Origin of the sequence: Amycolatopsis sp. cmx-4-54 (assembly GCF_046548895.1) — a bacterium.
GTDB lineage: Bacteria > Actinomycetota > Actinomycetes > Mycobacteriales > Pseudonocardiaceae > Amycolatopsis.
Map to the genome: position 1 here is coordinate 205,787 of NZ_JAEBEJ010000010.1, position 15,335 is coordinate 221,121.

Sequence of the window (15,335 nt, forward strand, 5' to 3'; positions counted from 1 at the left end):
GGCGTGGGTCTGCCCTGGTCCCGCAAGCGGCGTCGCCGGGTCGGCGAGATGGCCACATGGTCCGCCGTCGCGGCGTGACTCGGCTTCGGAAGCTTCGGGGTAAGGCTTATGTCCTGAGGTGCATGGTGTTGCGTCTTGGTGTGCCGGTGGGGTCGAGGTAGCTAGGTGGGGTGAATTCGGGGAGTCCGTCTTGGGCGATGCGGACTTTCCATGTGCTGTGGTGGATGAGCCGGTGGTGTTTGGTGCAGAGCAGGACGAGGTTGTCGATCTTTGTTTCGCCGTGGTGTCGCCAGAAGACGATGTGGTGGGCGGTGCAGCGGGGGACGGGCATGTCGCAGCCGGGGAAGGCGCAGCCACCGTCGCGGAGGGTGAGTGCGTATTTCTGGGCCAGTGACACGGTGCGTTTCGACCGCCCGATGTCCAACGGTTCACCCGCGGTACCCAGAACACCCGGTCGCACCCGAGCATCGCAGGCGAGGATGCGGGCGTCGGTGGCGCTGATCGGCCCCACCAGATCCAGGTGTGCCTCGCCGAGGTCGTTGATGAGGTCGTCGTAGGACATGGTGACGAGGATGTGGGTGGCTTCTCCGGCTTGTCCGGGGAGGTTGCGGCTGGTGGTTTTCAGCCGGACGTAGTCGGTGAAGGCGTCCCCGTAGCGTTCGTCCTGGGTGCGGGAGTCCCGCACTCCGTCGATGGCTTTGTGGGGTTTGGCCATGGGGTCGAGGTCGGATTTCAACCGAGCATAGGTTTCGAGGTCGAGTCTGGCTTTGAGACCGAGTGTGCCGTCGCGGTGTTTGATGAACCGCAGCTCCGGCCGGGTGTTTTTGGGGTTTTCGTTGCGGGGCTCTTTCCCGTCCGGATCCAGCTTGTCCAGCAGGCGGCGTCCAGCCCGGGCGATCTGCCGAGGCCCCGCCCGACGCGCCAGCTCGACCAAAATCTTCTCCCCGCCCCGCACGTCCTCCTCCGGCACGCTGGAGGGGATACGGGCGAGGGTGCGGATGATCGCGTCGATCTGCGACCCCCCGATCACCCCCTCAGCGGCAGCCTGGGCGGTCAACGGGGCTAGGGGTGGTTCGGGGTCTCCGCCGATCGCCGGGCCGGGATGTAGCGCGAGGACGCGGTCGGCGCGGTCGCTGGCCTCTTTGTCCGTCACGAGGAAGTCCTCGAAAATCAGTGCCGCCAACGTCGCATGACCACTACACCCCCGGATACCGCGGGAATTGATTTCCGCGAGGATCGCGTTCTGCTCCGCATCCGCCCGACGCTTCACAACTTCCAGTTCTTGTTTGCGGGCATGCAGCGTCGCGGTGTCGACACGCCACCACTCGGTGGACGTCCCTGGAGGTGCATCGTCGCTGGCCACGACACCGACATTACTCCGAATCGAACACCTGCGCTAGCTCAAACGGCCCAACGAAGGAAATCGCTTAAACCCGGAAGCGAAGCGCTCTTAAGCGCGCGAAGGGCCTGAAGGAACGCGAAGGTGCCCGCAATTAGCCAACTAATTGCGACCGCCCCGGGCCGAGGCCCCCGCGGCGTTCCGGATGATGATGTCACCGAGCCGGATCGAGCACCTGCGCTAGCCCGAAGGCCGAACAGAGAAAGTGCCCGCACTGAGCAGCGAAGCGCTCTTGAGCGCGCGAAGGTGACCGCAATTAGCCGACTAATTGCGACCACCCCGGACCGAGGCCCACACGGCGGATGACGATGTCATTGAGCCGAATCGACCACCCGAGCCAGCCTAAACCTCCAGCATTCAAAAGCGCAGCGAAGCGCTCTTAAGCGCGCGAAGGACCTAAAAGAGCCCCGGCGAATAGAGCCGCAAAGGAGGCGCCACAAACACCAGGGCCTCAGAACACGAATTGCACTCACGACTGCCGCGAGTAACGCCGTCACGACCACCACCCAGGGCCCGAGTTGCCGTCCCCGCCATCGCCTCTAGGTTGACGGGTATGCCGATCTGCGAGGCCCGATGAAAGAGCCCGGACTCCTCATCGTCCTGCTGGTGGTCCTCGGCGGCGTCAGCGGGCTCGGGTTCGTCCTGGGGCTGGGCAACGCGGCCGTCCTGGCGGCCCTCACCGCGCTCTTCTGTCTCATGGCGGCGGTGGGCGGGCCGCTTTGGGCGGATCTGCGGTTGCTGGCGTGGTTCGCGCCCGCGCTGATCCTCGCGGTCGGGGTGCCGCGGTTGCTGGGCGCGGTGTCGCAGTGGGCGGCGATCGGGCTGTTGGTGGCGATCGTGGTCGTCGCCGGGCTGTTGCCCGTGCTCGGGGCACGGTTCGTCACGGTCGGGCTGGGGCTCGGGATGGCGTCGCTGTTCGGGTACGGCTTCCAGCTGACGGGGACGGCGTCGGCGGGACAGATCCTGGGCGCGCCCGCGCTCGCGGTGGGCGTCGTGATCCTGTTGCGGGTGCTGATGGGCGCGAAGGATCCGGCCAAGCCGACCCGTGACGCGCTGGCCGACGCGCTCGCGGCAGGCTCGTCCGAGACGCAGGAGCGCGCGGCGAGGCTTTGGCTCGCGGACCGGCCTCGTCGCTGGACCGGCCGGGTCCTCGGCGGCATGTTCCGGTATCGCGCGGCCACCGGGTTGCTGGAGATCCGACGGAAACGGCTGAACAGCGAAGAAATCGGCGAAACGCTCGACGCCGCCTGCGAAGAAGCCACCAGGCTCGCCGACGCCGTGCGGAGCCCGACGGCACCGGACGAAGTCGAACCGGTGCGGCGCAAGGAACCCGCCGGGCTTCCCGGTGCCACGGCGAGGCTCGTCACCGCGCTCTGGGAAGCTCTCGAAACCATCCGGGCCGCGGCGATCGACCGCGACGAGTCGCGTGTGGACGTTCCGAAAGGACTCCGCGAAGAACTGCGCAGGATCGAGTTGAGCGGCGCGTTTTCGTGGCGGTCGGCGCAGTTCCGGCACGCGCTCCGCTGCGGGCTCGGGGTCGGGCTGGCGCTGGTGGTCGCGAGTTTCCGGCCAGGCGATCCGCTCACCGTGTCGTTCCTGCTCGGCACTTTCGCCATCATGCAACCGGAATGGCGGGACAGCCTCGGCAAGGCCTGGCAGCGGATCGGCGGCTCACTCGGCGGTGCCGTCGTGCTCACCCTCGTTCTTTGGCTTCTGCCACAAGGGTTTCTGCTGCCGATCGGGCTCGTCGCGCTACTCGGCGGATTCTCCTTCATGCAGACGCGTCCGGCGATCTTCAACGGCTGCATGGTCCTGATGTCGGTCGGCCTGAACGCGACCACCCGGCATCTCGACCCGCGTTACGTCCTCGTCGAGTACCTGCTCCTGATGGTCCTCGCCGGCGCCATCGCCCTGCTGTTCGGTTTCGCCGCGATCCCCGGCGTGCCGAAACCCGGCCCGGCGGAACGGTTCGAGACCGCCGTCGGCGCCACCCGCGCCCTGCTCGGCTCGGTGGCGCGGAAACTGCGCGGGGAGGACGTCGACCCGCGGACGCTGGGCTGTGAGTTCCGTGCCGCCGCGGTCGCGCACCACGGCCTGCGAACCGCGGAGCCGGGCACCAAGGAGCCCGCACCCGGCCAGCAAGACGCGCTGGAGAACGCGGCCGAAGCCTTGCGCGGCCTGTCGGTCACGGCGTCGTCGCTCTTGCTGCGGCCCGGTTCGGCCGGAGCGGCGGAAGCCGTCGCCGAGGTGGCGCGCACGCTCGGGACCGAAGAGGCGGCGGAGGTCCCGGTGCCACGCGACGCGGACGAGGAGCAGCGTCTGGTGCTCGACACGATCGCCGCCGACGTCGTGACGGTCGGCGAAGCGGCTCGGAAACTCTAAGCCTTCTCCCGGTGTTGTTCGGCGATCTCGGCGTCGGGCGTGCACAACGCGCAAGGCGTGAAGCCGAGCTGCCGCGCCTCGCCGATGCCGAGCGGGATCGTGTCCCGGGTTTCGAGCCACTTGCACGATGTGACGTGATAGCGCGGGTACTCGTCGACGACGACGACCTCGATCTCGAGTTCGGAGACGATCGCCACGTCCTCGGGGGCGCTCTTCTCCTCGCCGGGATCACCAGTGGGCTCAGGCTCCGAAGACACTTCAGTGTCTTCCTCCTCGCCCAGTTCACCGGCGGCGGGCATCAAGACGGTCTGCTCGGCGTCCTCGGGTTTCTTTTCCTCACCCTCGGCGGACTCGGCGTCGTCGGAATCGGCGTCGTCGGAATCGTCGTCGGAGTTGTCTTCGGCGATGTCTTCGGCCGAGTCATCCGACTCCTCCTCGGCGGGAGCGCGCTTCTTCCGGCGGCGCAGCAGGTCGAAGAGGAGCAGCAACCCCGCTACGACGGAGACGCCGATGGAGATCCAAGCCCACAGGGAGTTCGCGGTGATGAGCGCCGCGACGAGCAGCCCCAGAGCCGCCAGTACCAGTACCAGGACGATGTAGAGCACGGTGAATTACAACACGAGGACCAAGCGAAACGGCCCCGACCCTCCGGAGAGTGCCGAGGCCGTTCCACTGTGTTCAAACGAACTGTGAAGAAACGAACCGGTGGGGATCAGCCCGCTTCGGCCCGGGGGCCGAACGAGTAGCCCTGTCCACCACCGGAGGACGAAGACTGCCCCGAGTTCGACGAAGACGCCGACGCGGGAGCGGCCGAACCACGGTCGTCGAGCTCACGCAGCTGGGACTCGAGGAACCCGCGCAGCCTCGTGCGGTACTCCCGCTCGATCGTGCGCAGCTCTTCGATCTTCTTGCCCAGCGAGCCCTTCTCCGCGTTCATGTTGTTCATGGTCTCGGTGTACTTGCGCTGAGCCTCGCGCTCCATGGTCGTCGCCTTGTCGCGCGCCTGGCGCTCCAAGGTCTCGGCACGGGTCCGCGCGTCGTTCAGCATCGTCTCGGCACGCGTGCGCGCCTCGTTCACCATCGAGTCCGACTTGGACCGCGCGTCCGACAGCAGCTGCTCGGACTTGGTCCGGGCTTCGGCGAGCATGCCGTCCGACTCGGTCTTGGCCTCGGCGGTGAGCCGGTCGGCCATTTCCTGCGCCAACCCGAGCACCTTCGCGGCCTGGACGTTGGGCTCCCCGTTGTCCGGCACCATCGAGTGGGCCTGGGTCTGCTCCATCGCCGACTGCGGTGGCGGCACCGGCGCCAGGCGGCGCGACGGTTCGTCGCGTACCTGTGGCGGCGGGCCGACGGCGCCGGCCTTGGCGTTCTCGAGCTCACCACGGGTGGTCTCGAGCTCGTTGTCGAGCTGTTCGACCTGCTGCCGCAGCTCGTTGTTGTCCTCGATCAACCGGGCAAGCTCGGTCTCCACCAGGTCGAGGAACGCGTCCACCTCGTCCTCGTTGTAGCCCCTTTTGCCAATGGGCGGCTTGCTGAACGCGACGTTATGCACGTCAGCGGGGGTCAACGACATCAGATCACCTCACGCACTCCATGGCCTGCAGGTCCACCGGGGCTTCCCCGAAAATCACCCTGGCGTTGCCAGCTGCATCGCAAAGAACACAACCAACAGCAGCACCATAATCGATAAGTCCAGTCCGACGCCGCCGATTCGTACGGTCGGGATGATTCGTCTGAACAGACGAACCGGTGGGTCGGTCACTGTGTAGATGGTCTCGAGCGTTACCGCAACCCCTCCGGCAGGACGCCACTCGCGAGCAAAAGCACGCACGAGTTCGACGACGATCCGTGCCGTCAGCAGGAGCCAGAAGGCGAACAGCACGTACCAGACGACCAGCAACACAGCATTCACGTAACCACTCTGCCATGCCTCACGTCAAAAGGCGCAGTTGACGGGCCACGGATGGCGATGAGTCGACAAAATCACATCCGGCTGCGCTCAGCGGTCGCCGGGTGATCAGCCGCGCAGGAACAATCCGCCTTCGGCGATCCGTCGGCGGTCCTCCGCGGTGACGTCCACATCGGGCGGTGAGAGAAGGAACACCTTGTTGGTGACCTTGTCCATCGATCCGCGCAACGCGAAAGCGAGCCCCGCGGCGAAGTCGACAAGACGCTTCGCGTCCGCGTTCTCCATCTCCGTGAGGTTCATGATCACCGGGATGCCTTCCCGGTAGTGCTCCCCGATCGCGCGCGCTTCCGCGTAACTCGTCGGGTGCAGCGTCGTGATCCGGCTCAACGGGTCACGCACCGGCGGCCGCACCGGCTCGGTGACCGGCCGCAGCCGCGCGACCGGCTCCGGCTGACGGTCGATCGCCAGCGCTCCGTGGACGGCAGGCTCCGGGCTGACCACGGAGCGTGACCGAGGCCGCGGCGCGGGCTCGTCATACGTGTCATCGACGCCCCGGTAACGTCCACCCCGTGACCGGGCCGGCGGCTCGTCGTCATAGTCGTACTCGTCGTCGGCGTATTCCTTCGCGACGTAGCCTCGCCGGTAGTCATCCTCGACGTCATAGCCGTCTTCGTCCGCGGGCACCATCCCGAAGTAGGCCTTCAGCTTCTGCAGCGCGCTCATGCCTCTCCCTAGCCTTAGCCGCGTCCCGCACCGTACTCCCCCGTCCTCGCCACCACTCCCCGTAACGACGAGACGGTATTCCCTAGGGCGAGGCTAAACCGCGCCCACCGAGCAACGCGGTTCCGACACGCACACAGGTCGAGCCGTGCGTGATCGCCTGCTCGAGATCATTGCTCATTCCGGCGGAGATCTCACGGGCATTTGGGTGTTCTTCCCGTAGGCGCTCCGACGCGCGAGCGAGTTTCCCGAACGCCTCCGCAGGATCAGTACCCAGCGGCGCCACCGCCATAAGCCCTCGGAGGCGAATATCACCCACATGGGCTATCCGCTCCGCCAAATGGCTCACTTCGTTCAACCGAATGCCCCCGCGCTTCGGATCGTCATCGAGACTTACTTGAATGAGGACGTCCAGCGGGTGCTCGCGTTGCCCGGAATCCAGCGCCGACTTGGTCGCCTTCGCGAGCGCGTCAGCGAGCCGCTCGGAGTCGACGGACTGGACCTCGTCCGCCCAGCGCACGACCGATTTGGCCTTGTTCCGCTGAAGACTGCCGACCATATGCCAGCGGATCCGGGCATCCGGGCGGAGACCGGCGACCTCGTCGGCTTTCGCGCCCGCCTCCTGATCGCGGTTCTCGGCGAGGTCGAGCGCGCCGAGGTCGGCGAGCAGCGCGGCGTCGAGCGCCGGGAAGGTCTTGGTGACCGCGAGCAGCTTGACCTCGTCGCGGGCCCGGCCGGCGGCCTCGCACGCGGCGGCGATCCGCTCTTCCACTTCGGCGAGGGACGCGGCGAGTTCGTCCCGTCGTGCGTCACTCACGACGCGTCCAGCCAGGTGATACCCGCGATCCGGCCGGTGGTGCCGTCGCGGCGGAAACTGAAGAGAGTCTTCTCCTCGTTGGTACAGCGCGGATCGACGCCGATCTTGCCGACGCCGAGGTCGGCCAGCTGCCGCCAGAGCCCGGCGCGCAGGTCGAGCCCCGGCGTGCCCTCGCGGGTTTTGCAGGCGCTGCCCGGCACGTGCTTTTCGACGTCGGCGGCCATGTCGGCGGGGACCTCGTAGCAGTCGCCGCAGATCGCGGGACCGAGCAGCGCTTCGGTGCGGGCCGGTTCGGCGCCGACCGAACGCATCGCCTCGATCGCGGCGGGGACGACGCCGACCCGCGCGCCGACGCGGCCCGCGTGGACGGCGGCGACGACTCCGGCTTCGGCATCGGCCAGCAGAAGCGGGACGCAGTCGGCGACGAGCACCACGAGTGCGAGGCCGGGCTCGGCGGTCACGAGCGCGTCGGTCGCTTCGGCGGCGGAGGTCTCCGAACCGTCGACGACGGTGGCGGTCCGGCCGTGAACCTGCTCCATCCACGCCAGCCTGTCCTCGGCGAGGCCGAGTTCGGCGGCGAGACGCTTGCGGTTGGCGTAGACGTCGCCCGCGTCGTCACCGACGTGATCACCGAGGTTGAAGGTGTCGTAAGGCGGCCGGGAGGCCCCGCCCGCCCTGGTCGTGACAATCCGCCGTACCCGCACGCGTTTCCTCCTAGACCTGAGTGAAGGCCCCCTCGACAGTAGTCAAGGAGGCCTTCACGGAACGTACTGGCGAGAACTACCGCCGCATGAACGGGGGAACGTCGACCTCGTCGTCCGACGGGTCGTCGTGCACCGGAGTCGCGCGACCGGGCAGGCTGCCGTGGTTCGAGTTCGACCCGATCGGCGAGTAACCGCGCGAACCGCCGCCGGGCTGCGGGAGCCCGCCGGTCATCGAGCCATTACCCTCGTTACGGGCGGACGGCATCGGCGTGTGCGTGCGCGGCGGCGCCACCGGATAGCCGTTCGAACCGGTCGACGGCACCGGCGTGGCACCCGAAGGCGGGCTCTGCACCGGGGTCGCCCCGCCACCGTTGACCTGACCGGCCTGCGCGGACGCCGTCGAGTTCGACCGGGAGCCGAACGCCGGCGGGTCGAGCTTCTTGTGGGTCGGGGTGCCGGCGTCGAAACCGGCCGCGATCACGGTGACCCGGACCTCGTCGCCGAGCGAGTCGTCGATGATCGTCCCGAAGATGATGTTGGCGTCGGGGTGCGCGGATTCCTGCACCAGCGACGCGGCCTCATTGATCTCGAACAGGCCGAGGTCCGACCCGCCCGCGATCGACAGCAGCGCCCCGTGCGCCCCGTCCATCGACGCTTCCAGCAGCGGCGAGTTGATCGCCTTCTCCGCCGCCTGGATCGCCCGGCCCTCGCCGCGCGCCGAGCCGATGCCCATCAGCGCGGAGCCCGCGCCGGACATGACGCTCTTGACGTCGGCGAAGTCCAGGTTGATCAGACCCGGCGTGGTGATCAGGTCGGTGATGCCCTGGACACCCGAAAGCAGCACCTCGTCGGCCGAGCGGAAGGCGTCCATCAGCGAGACGCCGATGTCGCCCAGCTGCAGCAGCCGGTCGTTCGGGATGACGATGAGGGTGTCGCATTCGTTGCGCAGCTGCTGGATGCCGTCTTCGGCCTGCTTGCTGCGGCGCTTGCCCTCGAAGGTGAACGGGCGGGTGACGACGCCGATGGTCAGCGCGCCGAGTTTGCGGGCGATCTGGGCGACGACGGGCGCGCCACCGGTGCCGGTGCCACCGCCTTCACCCGCGGTCACGAACACCATGTCGGCGCCCTTGATGACCTCTTCGATCTCTTCGCGGTGGTCCTCGGCGGCCTTCTGCCCCACCTCGGGGGCGGCGCCGGCACCGAGGCCGCGGGTCAGTTCCCGGCCGATGTCGAGTTTGACGTCTGCGTCGGACATGAGCAGTGCCTGAGCGTCGGTGTTCACCGCGATGAACTCGACACCCTTGAGGCCGACCTCGATCATGCGGTTCACGGCGTTCACTCCGCCGCCGCCGATACCGACGACCTTGATCACCGCAAGGTAGTTGTGCGGGGGCGTCATCGGAGCCGCCTTCCTGATCGTGTGTGCTCGTGCTGCCCGCCGGTCGCTGAGTCTGGACCGAAACCCTCTAGCTGAAGTTCAGATTGAGAGTTATGTCAACTGCCGACGTTGAAGCAGGACGGTATGCACCAGGCAGGCTCGAATCCAGTAGCCACGCCGTGTGTCGCAAAGGTGTTTTGCCACAACATGTTCGCGGGCGCAAGAGCGAGACCCGGTCGCGGCGGCGAACGGCGGCCTGGTAAAGAGCCCATTGGCGGAGCCGAGGACGAGCTCGTCAAGGGACATAACGCATGAGCCCGCCCGCCGAAGGCCCCCGCTATCGCGGGGGCAGGGCGCCTTACTCACGGACGTGAGAGATTCGACCAAGCAGCGCCCTGCCGACGTCGATCGCGGACGCGGGTTCACCGACAGACGGTAAAAGGCGAAGATCAGGTGGGCATCGACATGACCATGACGACGTCCTTCGACGGCGATCCCGTCGGTGATCCGCCCGCCTGTTCGACGCTGAGCGCGAACTTCTCGGCCCCGCCGAGCCCGTCGGCGACCAGCAGCGCACCGTCCTGACCACCGGAAATGAGCCCGGCGGGTTTGGGCGCGGTGCCCGGGTACATCAGCCAGGCCTGGTAGATCCGGCCCGGTTCGTTCTTCGGCAGCCGCGCCGCCATGAACACCAGCCGGTCCTTCGCGCGCGACATCATCACGGTCCCGCCGCCGCCCGCCGAGGTCTCGGCGTGCCCGGTCCGGAGGTCGGCGGCCGAAAGGACGTCGGCGACCGGGCCGTACCGGTCCGCGTACTCGGCCGCCTGTTCGCGCGCGGCGGTCAGCTGCGAGTGGTTGTCGTAGGCGATCCCGCCGAACACGGCGGTGCCCGCCAGCCCGACGACCGCCGCCGCGACCGCGGCGATCGCCCAACGCGGGACGCGGCGGCGGTCCTTGGCGCGGTCTCCGGTCTCGAAGCGCGTCTTCGGCGGCTGCTGCCTGGTCGCCATCGCCTCGGCGAGCACGCGGCGCTTGAGCTCGGGCGGCGGGTCCTCGGCCAGCGCGGCACCGAGCCGGGTCGCGGTCATCTGCAGTTCGAGGACCTCTTGCGCGCACGACGCGCATTCGGCGAGGTGCCGCTGGAACTGGGCACGCTCCACTTCGGACAGCGCGTCGACGGCGTAGGCGCCGGTGAGCGTGTGCATCTCGGGCATGGTCATGCCGTCACCCCCAAACAGTCCCGGAGCCTGATCAGGCCGTCCCGGAGACGGGTCTTGATGGTCCCGTGCGGGGTCTGCAGCACCTCTGAGACCTCGCGATAGGTATAGCCCTGGTAGTAGGCGAGCAGCACCGATTCCCGTTGCAACTCGGTCAAGGTAGTGAGACAGCGGCGCACCTGCGAATGTTCCCAGCGGGCGGCGACGGCCTCGGCAACCTCGTCGAAGGGCCGGGCACGGGCGGCCTCGAAGGTCGCCTTGACCTCGCGATCCGAACTGGCCCGTGCCGAGCGGACGCGGTCGACGGCGCGGCGGTGCGCGAGCGTCATGGCCCAGTTCAGCGCGCTCCCCCGCTCCGGGGAGTAGCGCGTGGCCGTGCGCCACAGCTCCACCATGACCTCCTGGGTGACCTCTTCGGACTGCGCGGCGTCACGGAGGATCCGCCGCACGAGGCCGAGGATCGGACCGGCGAGTTGGTCGTACAACGCGTCGAAGGCGCGCTCGTCGCCCTTCGCGACCCGGACGAGCAGGTCCTCGGCCGTCGGACCGGCCGGTTCGCCGTCGCCGGGAACGGGCGCCATCCGGTGCCGGCGTGCCGATTCATCCATCAAGCCTGCCTCCGGCCGTCTGTGGCGTCCGCCGGGTGATCGGAGCCTTCTTCAACCACAGTTTGACCCCATGCCGCCGGATCAGCGCGGAGACCCGGTGCGGCATGAGCGGACGGGTGATCAGCAGATGCGCCAGCCACTTGGTGGTGGCGGGGCGGCGCACGCCACGCAGCGTCGCCGTCAGCGGCGTATTCCCGTCCTGGCGGAGGGCGATCTTGACCGAAAGCAGCGATTCCGGCATGGGCACCGCCATCCGGTACTCACCGTCCATCGACTGGAACGGCGAGACGTAGAACTCCTTGTCCGCGAAGGCGTTCCCGTCCGCGTCCGGCCGCAGGAGATACGCGTGCCTGCCGCCGTAGGTGTTGTGGACCTCGGCGACGACGCATTCGAGCCCACCATCGGGCCGGTGGCACCAGTACAAGGTGATCGGGTTGAAGTTGTGGCCGAGCATCCGCGCACCGGCCAGCATCAGCACCCGGCCGCCGCGGAGGTCGACGTCGCGCGCCGCGAGCCAGCGGTCCAATTTGGACCTGATGCTGGAGGTGTCCGCAGGTGCGAAGTGGTCTCGCGGGTCGAAGCGGGCGAAGGGGCGCAGCCACCAAGGCAGCTTCGGCGGCACGTCGAGGTCGACGAACCACAGGTAGATCCGGTGGGCGAACGAGATCGGCGGATCGTTGCGCCGGACATGCGCCACCGTGGAGTCGTAGAGGACGGCCATGACGTTCACCATCGCACCCCGAAGTCCTCGGCCGCGCGGACGCCGGACGCGCAGCCGTCCTCGTGGAATCCCCAGCCGTGGTACGCGCCCGCGAAGGCGACCGTGTCGTCGTTCAGTTCGGGCAGACGGCGCTGGGCGGCCACGGACTCCGGCGTGTAGACGGGGTGTTCGTAGGTCATCTTGGCCAGCACGGAGGCGTCGTCGGGGCCGTCTCCCGGGTTGAGCGTGACGACGTAGCCGGTCGGCTCGTCGAGCCGCATCAGGCGGTTCATGTCGTAGGACACCTGGACCGCGCCGTGGTGGGCACCGCAGAACGGGGTCGCGTAGTTCCAGCCCGCCCGCGCCGATTCCGCCGTCGGGAGCACGCCCGTGTCGGTGTGCAGCCAAGCCTCGTTGCTGGAGTACCGGAACGAGCCGAGGACCTCGCGCTCGGCCGCGGTCGGCGACGCGAGCAGCTTCAGCGCCTGGTCCGCGTGCGTGGCCAGGACGACCTTGTCGAGCCGGTGCCGCGTGTCGGCGTCGTCTCGGACCTCGATCCCCCGCGCGGTGCGCTTGACCGAGCGGACCGGCGTCGACAGGTGCACGGCGGTCAGCTGCTTGGCGGCCAGCTCGACGTATTCGCGCGAGCCCCCGACGACGGTGCGCCAGCTCGGCGACCCGCCGACCGACAACATCCCGTGGTTGCGCAGGAACTCGAACAAGTACTTCGCGGGGTACTTCAGCGTGTCGGTGCGGTCGGCGGACCAGACGGTCGAGACGACCGGGAGCATGAAGTGGTCGACGAAGTACTTCGTGTACCCGCCGATCGCGAGGAACGCGCCGAGGGTGACGTCTCCGGCCTCGGGTGCTTCGAGGACGCGCTTCGCGTGCCGGTGGAAACGCTTGACGTCGGCGAGCATCCGCAGATAGCTGCCCCGTGCGATGTTGCGCGGCTGGGCGAACAGGCCTTTCAGGCCCTTGGCGCCGGCGTACTGGAGACCGCAGCCGTCGCAGCGGATGCTCATCGACATCTCGGTGTCGCGGGTGGCGACGCCGAGTTCGGCGAACAGGCGGAGCAGGTTCGGATAGGTGCGCTCGTTGTGCACGATGAACCCCGAGTCGACGCCGACGGTGCCGCCGTGCGCGCTCGGGACGTCGTGGGTGTGCGCGTGCCCGCCCAGCCTGTCGTCGGCTTCGAACAGCAGGACTTCGTAGCGGCGTTGGAGCAGATAAGCCGCCGTGAGTCCGGCGACGCCGCTGCCGATGACTCCGATGCGTTGACCCTTGGTGTGCACGTGAAGCATTCGGAGCCGGATCGGGTGAGGATTGGATCGCGTGAACCGGTGCCACCTCCGACCCATCCCTTTCCGGTCCGGGAGCGAATGACGACTATGCCGAACAGTCCCGCCTCCCGCTTAGCCCCGTTCGTCGAGCGGCTCCTCGGTTGCTCCCTGCCGGTCGGACTCCGTACCTGGGATGGCGTACGCGCCGGTCCGCCGGATGCCCCGACCGTGGTACTCCGGAACCGGCGTGCCCTGCGCCGTCTCCTCTACGCACCCGGCGAATTGGGGCTGACGAGGGCCTACGTCTCCGGCGATCTCGATGTCGAAGGTGACCTCGCCGACGGATTCCGCCGGATCTGGGCGTTGACCCGGTCGGGCGCCCTGCGCGGCGCGAAGCTCGGTCCGCGCGAATGGGCCGAGGCGCTGCGGATCGCGGTGAGCTTGGGCGTCGTCGGGCCCCCTCCTCGACCGCCGGCCGAGGAGGCCCGGCTGCGCGGGAAGCTGCACACCCTGCTTCGCGACAAGTCCGCGATCGCGCATCACTACGACCTCAGCAATGCCTTCTACCAGCTGCTGATGGACGAATCGATGGCTTACTCGTCGGCGTACTGGACGTCCGAGGAGGAGGGCTACGACCTCGAACAGGCGCAGTGGGACAAGCTCGAGCTGATCTGCCGGAAGCTCGGCCTGCGGCCCGGGATGCGGCTGCTCGACGTCGGATGTGGCTGGGGCTCGCTGCTGGTGCACGCCGCGAAGCACCACGGCGTCCAGGCCGTCGGGATCACGCTGTCGGCGGAGCAGCAGCAGCACATCCGCGGCCGCCTCGTCCAGCACGATCTGGAGGATCGCGTCGAGGTCCGGCGGCAGGACTATCGCGAACTGCGTGACAGTCCCTTCGACGCGGTCGCGACCATCGAGATGGGTGAACACGTCGGCGAGGAGAACTACCCCGAGTACACGCGGACGTTGTACCGGATGCTCAAGCCCACCGGGCGGCTGGTCCTGCAGCAGATGTCCCGCGGCGCGGTGGCGCCCGGCGGCGGCGCGTTCATCGAGCGCTACATCGCACCCGACATGACGATGCGGCCGCTGAGCCGCACGCTCGGGCATCTGGAGACCGCCGGGTTCGAGATCCGCGACGTCCACGCGCTGCGCGAGCACTACGTGCGCACGGTCCGCGCCTGGGAGAAGACACTCGAAGCCAACTGGGACGACGTCGTGGCGCTGATCGGTGAAGCCGGCGCACGGGTCTGGCGGCTCTACCTGGTCGGCGGGGCACTCGCGTTCGAGGAGAACCGGATGGGGGTGGATCAGATCCTGGCGGTCCGCACCTCCGACGAGGGAATGAGCGCGCTGCCCGCCACCCGGGAGTGGTCCTGATGTCCCTCGGCGGGACGCTCGCGGTGACGGCGGGCGCGACGTTGCTGGCCTTCGTCGTCACCTTCGGCATCGCGCGGTGGCGCAAGCGGTACGACACCGTCGACACGCTGTGGGGGCCGGGCTTCGCGCTCGTCGCGCTGGTGGCGGCGCCGCTCGGGGACGGGTCGGTGGCGCTGCGCGTCGTCACCGCGCTGCTGACCACGATCTGGGGTGTGCGCCTCGGCGTCCACCTCCACCTGCGCAACCACAAGCTGCCCGAGGACCCGCGCTACGTGCGGATGGCGGAAAGCGCCGGGGAGAATCCGGCGCTCAAGCTCTTCGTCCGCGTTTACCTGGTCCAGGCGGTGGTGCTCTGGTTCGTCTCGCTGCCGGTCCAGTTCGCGATGTACGGCGGCACCTTCGGGGTGACGGCGTGGCTCGGTGTCGCGCTGTGGCTGGTCGGCTTCGGGTTCGAGACGATCGGCGACGAACAGCTGCGGCGTTTCAAGGCCGACCCGGACAACAGGGGGAAGGTCCTCGACACCGGGCTGTGGCGCTACACCCGGCATCCGAACTACTTCGGCGACGCGTGCGTGTGGTGGGGCCTGTACTTGCTGGCGTGTACGAGCTGGGTGGGGGCGGCGACCATCCTGTCGCCGATCGCGATGACGTACACCCTGGCCAAGGGAACCGGGAAACCTTTGCTGGAGAAGGGTTTGCGTCGTTCCCGGCCGGGATACGGGACGTACGTCGAGCGGACCAGCGGGTTCTTCCCGCTCCCCCCGCGCCGCGGGGGCGCATCCTGAACCGAGGCCGGCCTCGGATTCGCGGAGGCGGGCCGCTGAATGACGCGGCCGGC

General features: G+C 68.4%; 15 protein-coding genes. 3 read left to right on the plus strand and 12 right to left on the minus strand.

What is annotated here, in order from left to right; translation table 11 throughout:
- Positions 1 to 106: 106 nt before the first annotated feature.
- Entirely contained in the window at positions 107 to 1,363 is a 1,257-nt protein-coding gene (locus ACLJQ7_RS30170) for a DUF222 domain-containing protein (protein WP_410651550.1), read from the minus strand.
- 609 nt (positions 1,364 to 1,972) lie between these two features.
- On the opposite strand from ACLJQ7_RS30170, the gene ACLJQ7_RS30175 reads away from it, so the two are divergent.
- On the plus strand, positions 1,973 to 3,781 hold the full coding sequence (locus ACLJQ7_RS30175) for an FUSC family protein (protein ID WP_410651551.1): 1,809 nt from the start codon (positions 1,973 to 1,975) through the stop codon (positions 3,779 to 3,781).
- Here the strand turns inward: ACLJQ7_RS30175 and ACLJQ7_RS30180 are convergent.
- From ACLJQ7_RS30180 to ACLJQ7_RS30230, 11 genes are all read right to left on the minus strand, one after another.
- A complete protein-coding gene (locus ACLJQ7_RS30180) occupies positions 3,778 to 4,386 on the minus strand; it encodes a hypothetical protein (protein ID WP_410651552.1) in 609 nt (202 codons plus the stop codon). The genes ACLJQ7_RS30175 and ACLJQ7_RS30180 overlap by 4 nt on opposite strands.
- 107 nt (positions 4,387 to 4,493) lie before the next feature.
- Positions 4,494 to 5,354, minus strand: a complete 861-nt coding sequence (locus ACLJQ7_RS30185) for a DivIVA domain-containing protein (RefSeq protein WP_034319194.1) — start codon at positions 5,352 to 5,354, stop codon at positions 4,494 to 4,496.
- Between the two features lie 54 nt (positions 5,355 to 5,408).
- The gene (locus tag ACLJQ7_RS30190) at positions 5,409 to 5,684 is read right to left on the minus strand and encodes a YggT family protein (protein WP_005155180.1); all 276 of its coding nucleotides are present in this window, start codon (positions 5,682 to 5,684) and stop codon (positions 5,409 to 5,411) included.
- Between the two features lie 114 nt (positions 5,685 to 5,798).
- Entirely contained in the window at positions 5,799 to 6,413 is a 615-nt protein-coding gene (locus ACLJQ7_RS30195; RefSeq protein ID WP_410651553.1) for a cell division protein SepF, read from the minus strand.
- An 82-nt stretch (positions 6,414 to 6,495) separates the two neighbouring features.
- On the minus strand, positions 6,496 to 7,227 hold the full coding sequence (locus ACLJQ7_RS30200) for a YggS family pyridoxal phosphate-dependent enzyme (protein ID WP_410651554.1): 732 nt from the start codon (positions 7,225 to 7,227) through the stop codon (positions 6,496 to 6,498).
- The gene (gene pgeF / locus ACLJQ7_RS30205) at positions 7,224 to 7,931 is read right to left on the minus strand and encodes a peptidoglycan editing factor PgeF (RefSeq protein WP_410651555.1); all 708 of its coding nucleotides are present in this window, start codon (positions 7,929 to 7,931) and stop codon (positions 7,224 to 7,226) included. The genes ACLJQ7_RS30200 and pgeF overlap by 4 nt, the downstream gene beginning before the upstream one ends.
- Before the next feature lie 76 nt (positions 7,932 to 8,007).
- On the minus strand, positions 8,008 to 9,330 hold the full coding sequence (ftsZ, locus tag ACLJQ7_RS30210) for a cell division protein FtsZ (RefSeq protein ID WP_125684264.1): 1,323 nt from the start codon (positions 9,328 to 9,330) through the stop codon (positions 8,008 to 8,010).
- A gap of 428 nt (positions 9,331 to 9,758) precedes the next feature.
- Positions 9,759 to 10,529, minus strand: a complete 771-nt coding sequence (locus ACLJQ7_RS30215; RefSeq protein ID WP_410651556.1) for an anti-sigma factor domain-containing protein — start codon at positions 10,527 to 10,529, stop codon at positions 9,759 to 9,761.
- Positions 10,526 to 11,134 carry an ECF RNA polymerase sigma factor SigK gene (sigK, locus tag ACLJQ7_RS30220; RefSeq protein WP_410651557.1) on the minus strand — a complete coding sequence of 203 codons (609 nt, stop codon included), beginning with the start codon at positions 11,132 to 11,134 and terminating at the stop codon, positions 10,526 to 10,528. Before sigK ends, ACLJQ7_RS30215 begins: the two co-directional genes overlap by 4 nt.
- The gene (locus ACLJQ7_RS30225; protein ID WP_410651558.1) at positions 11,127 to 11,867 is read right to left on the minus strand and encodes a DUF1365 domain-containing protein; all 741 of its coding nucleotides are present in this window, start codon (positions 11,865 to 11,867) and stop codon (positions 11,127 to 11,129) included. The genes sigK and ACLJQ7_RS30225 overlap by 8 nt, the downstream gene beginning before the upstream one ends.
- Positions 11,861 to 13,138: an NAD(P)/FAD-dependent oxidoreductase gene (locus tag ACLJQ7_RS30230; RefSeq protein WP_410651559.1), complete on the minus strand. Its 1,278-nt coding sequence runs from the start codon at positions 13,136 to 13,138 to the stop codon at positions 11,861 to 11,863. The genes ACLJQ7_RS30225 and ACLJQ7_RS30230 overlap by 7 nt, the downstream gene beginning before the upstream one ends.
- An 87-nt stretch (positions 13,139 to 13,225) precedes the next feature.
- On the opposite strand from ACLJQ7_RS30230, the gene ACLJQ7_RS30235 reads away from it, so the two are divergent.
- Both ACLJQ7_RS30235 and ACLJQ7_RS30240 read left to right on the plus strand, forming a co-directional pair.
- Positions 13,226 to 14,497: a class I SAM-dependent methyltransferase gene (locus ACLJQ7_RS30235; protein ID WP_410651560.1), complete on the plus strand. Its 1,272-nt coding sequence runs from the start codon at positions 13,226 to 13,228 to the stop codon at positions 14,495 to 14,497.
- Positions 14,497 to 15,282 (plus strand): DUF1295 domain-containing protein, encoded by a 786-nt coding sequence (locus ACLJQ7_RS30240; RefSeq protein ID WP_410651561.1) that lies wholly within the window; start codon positions 14,497 to 14,499, stop codon positions 15,280 to 15,282. Before ACLJQ7_RS30235 ends, ACLJQ7_RS30240 begins: the two co-directional genes overlap by 1 nt.
- Positions 15,283 to 15,335: the final 53 nt, after the last annotated feature.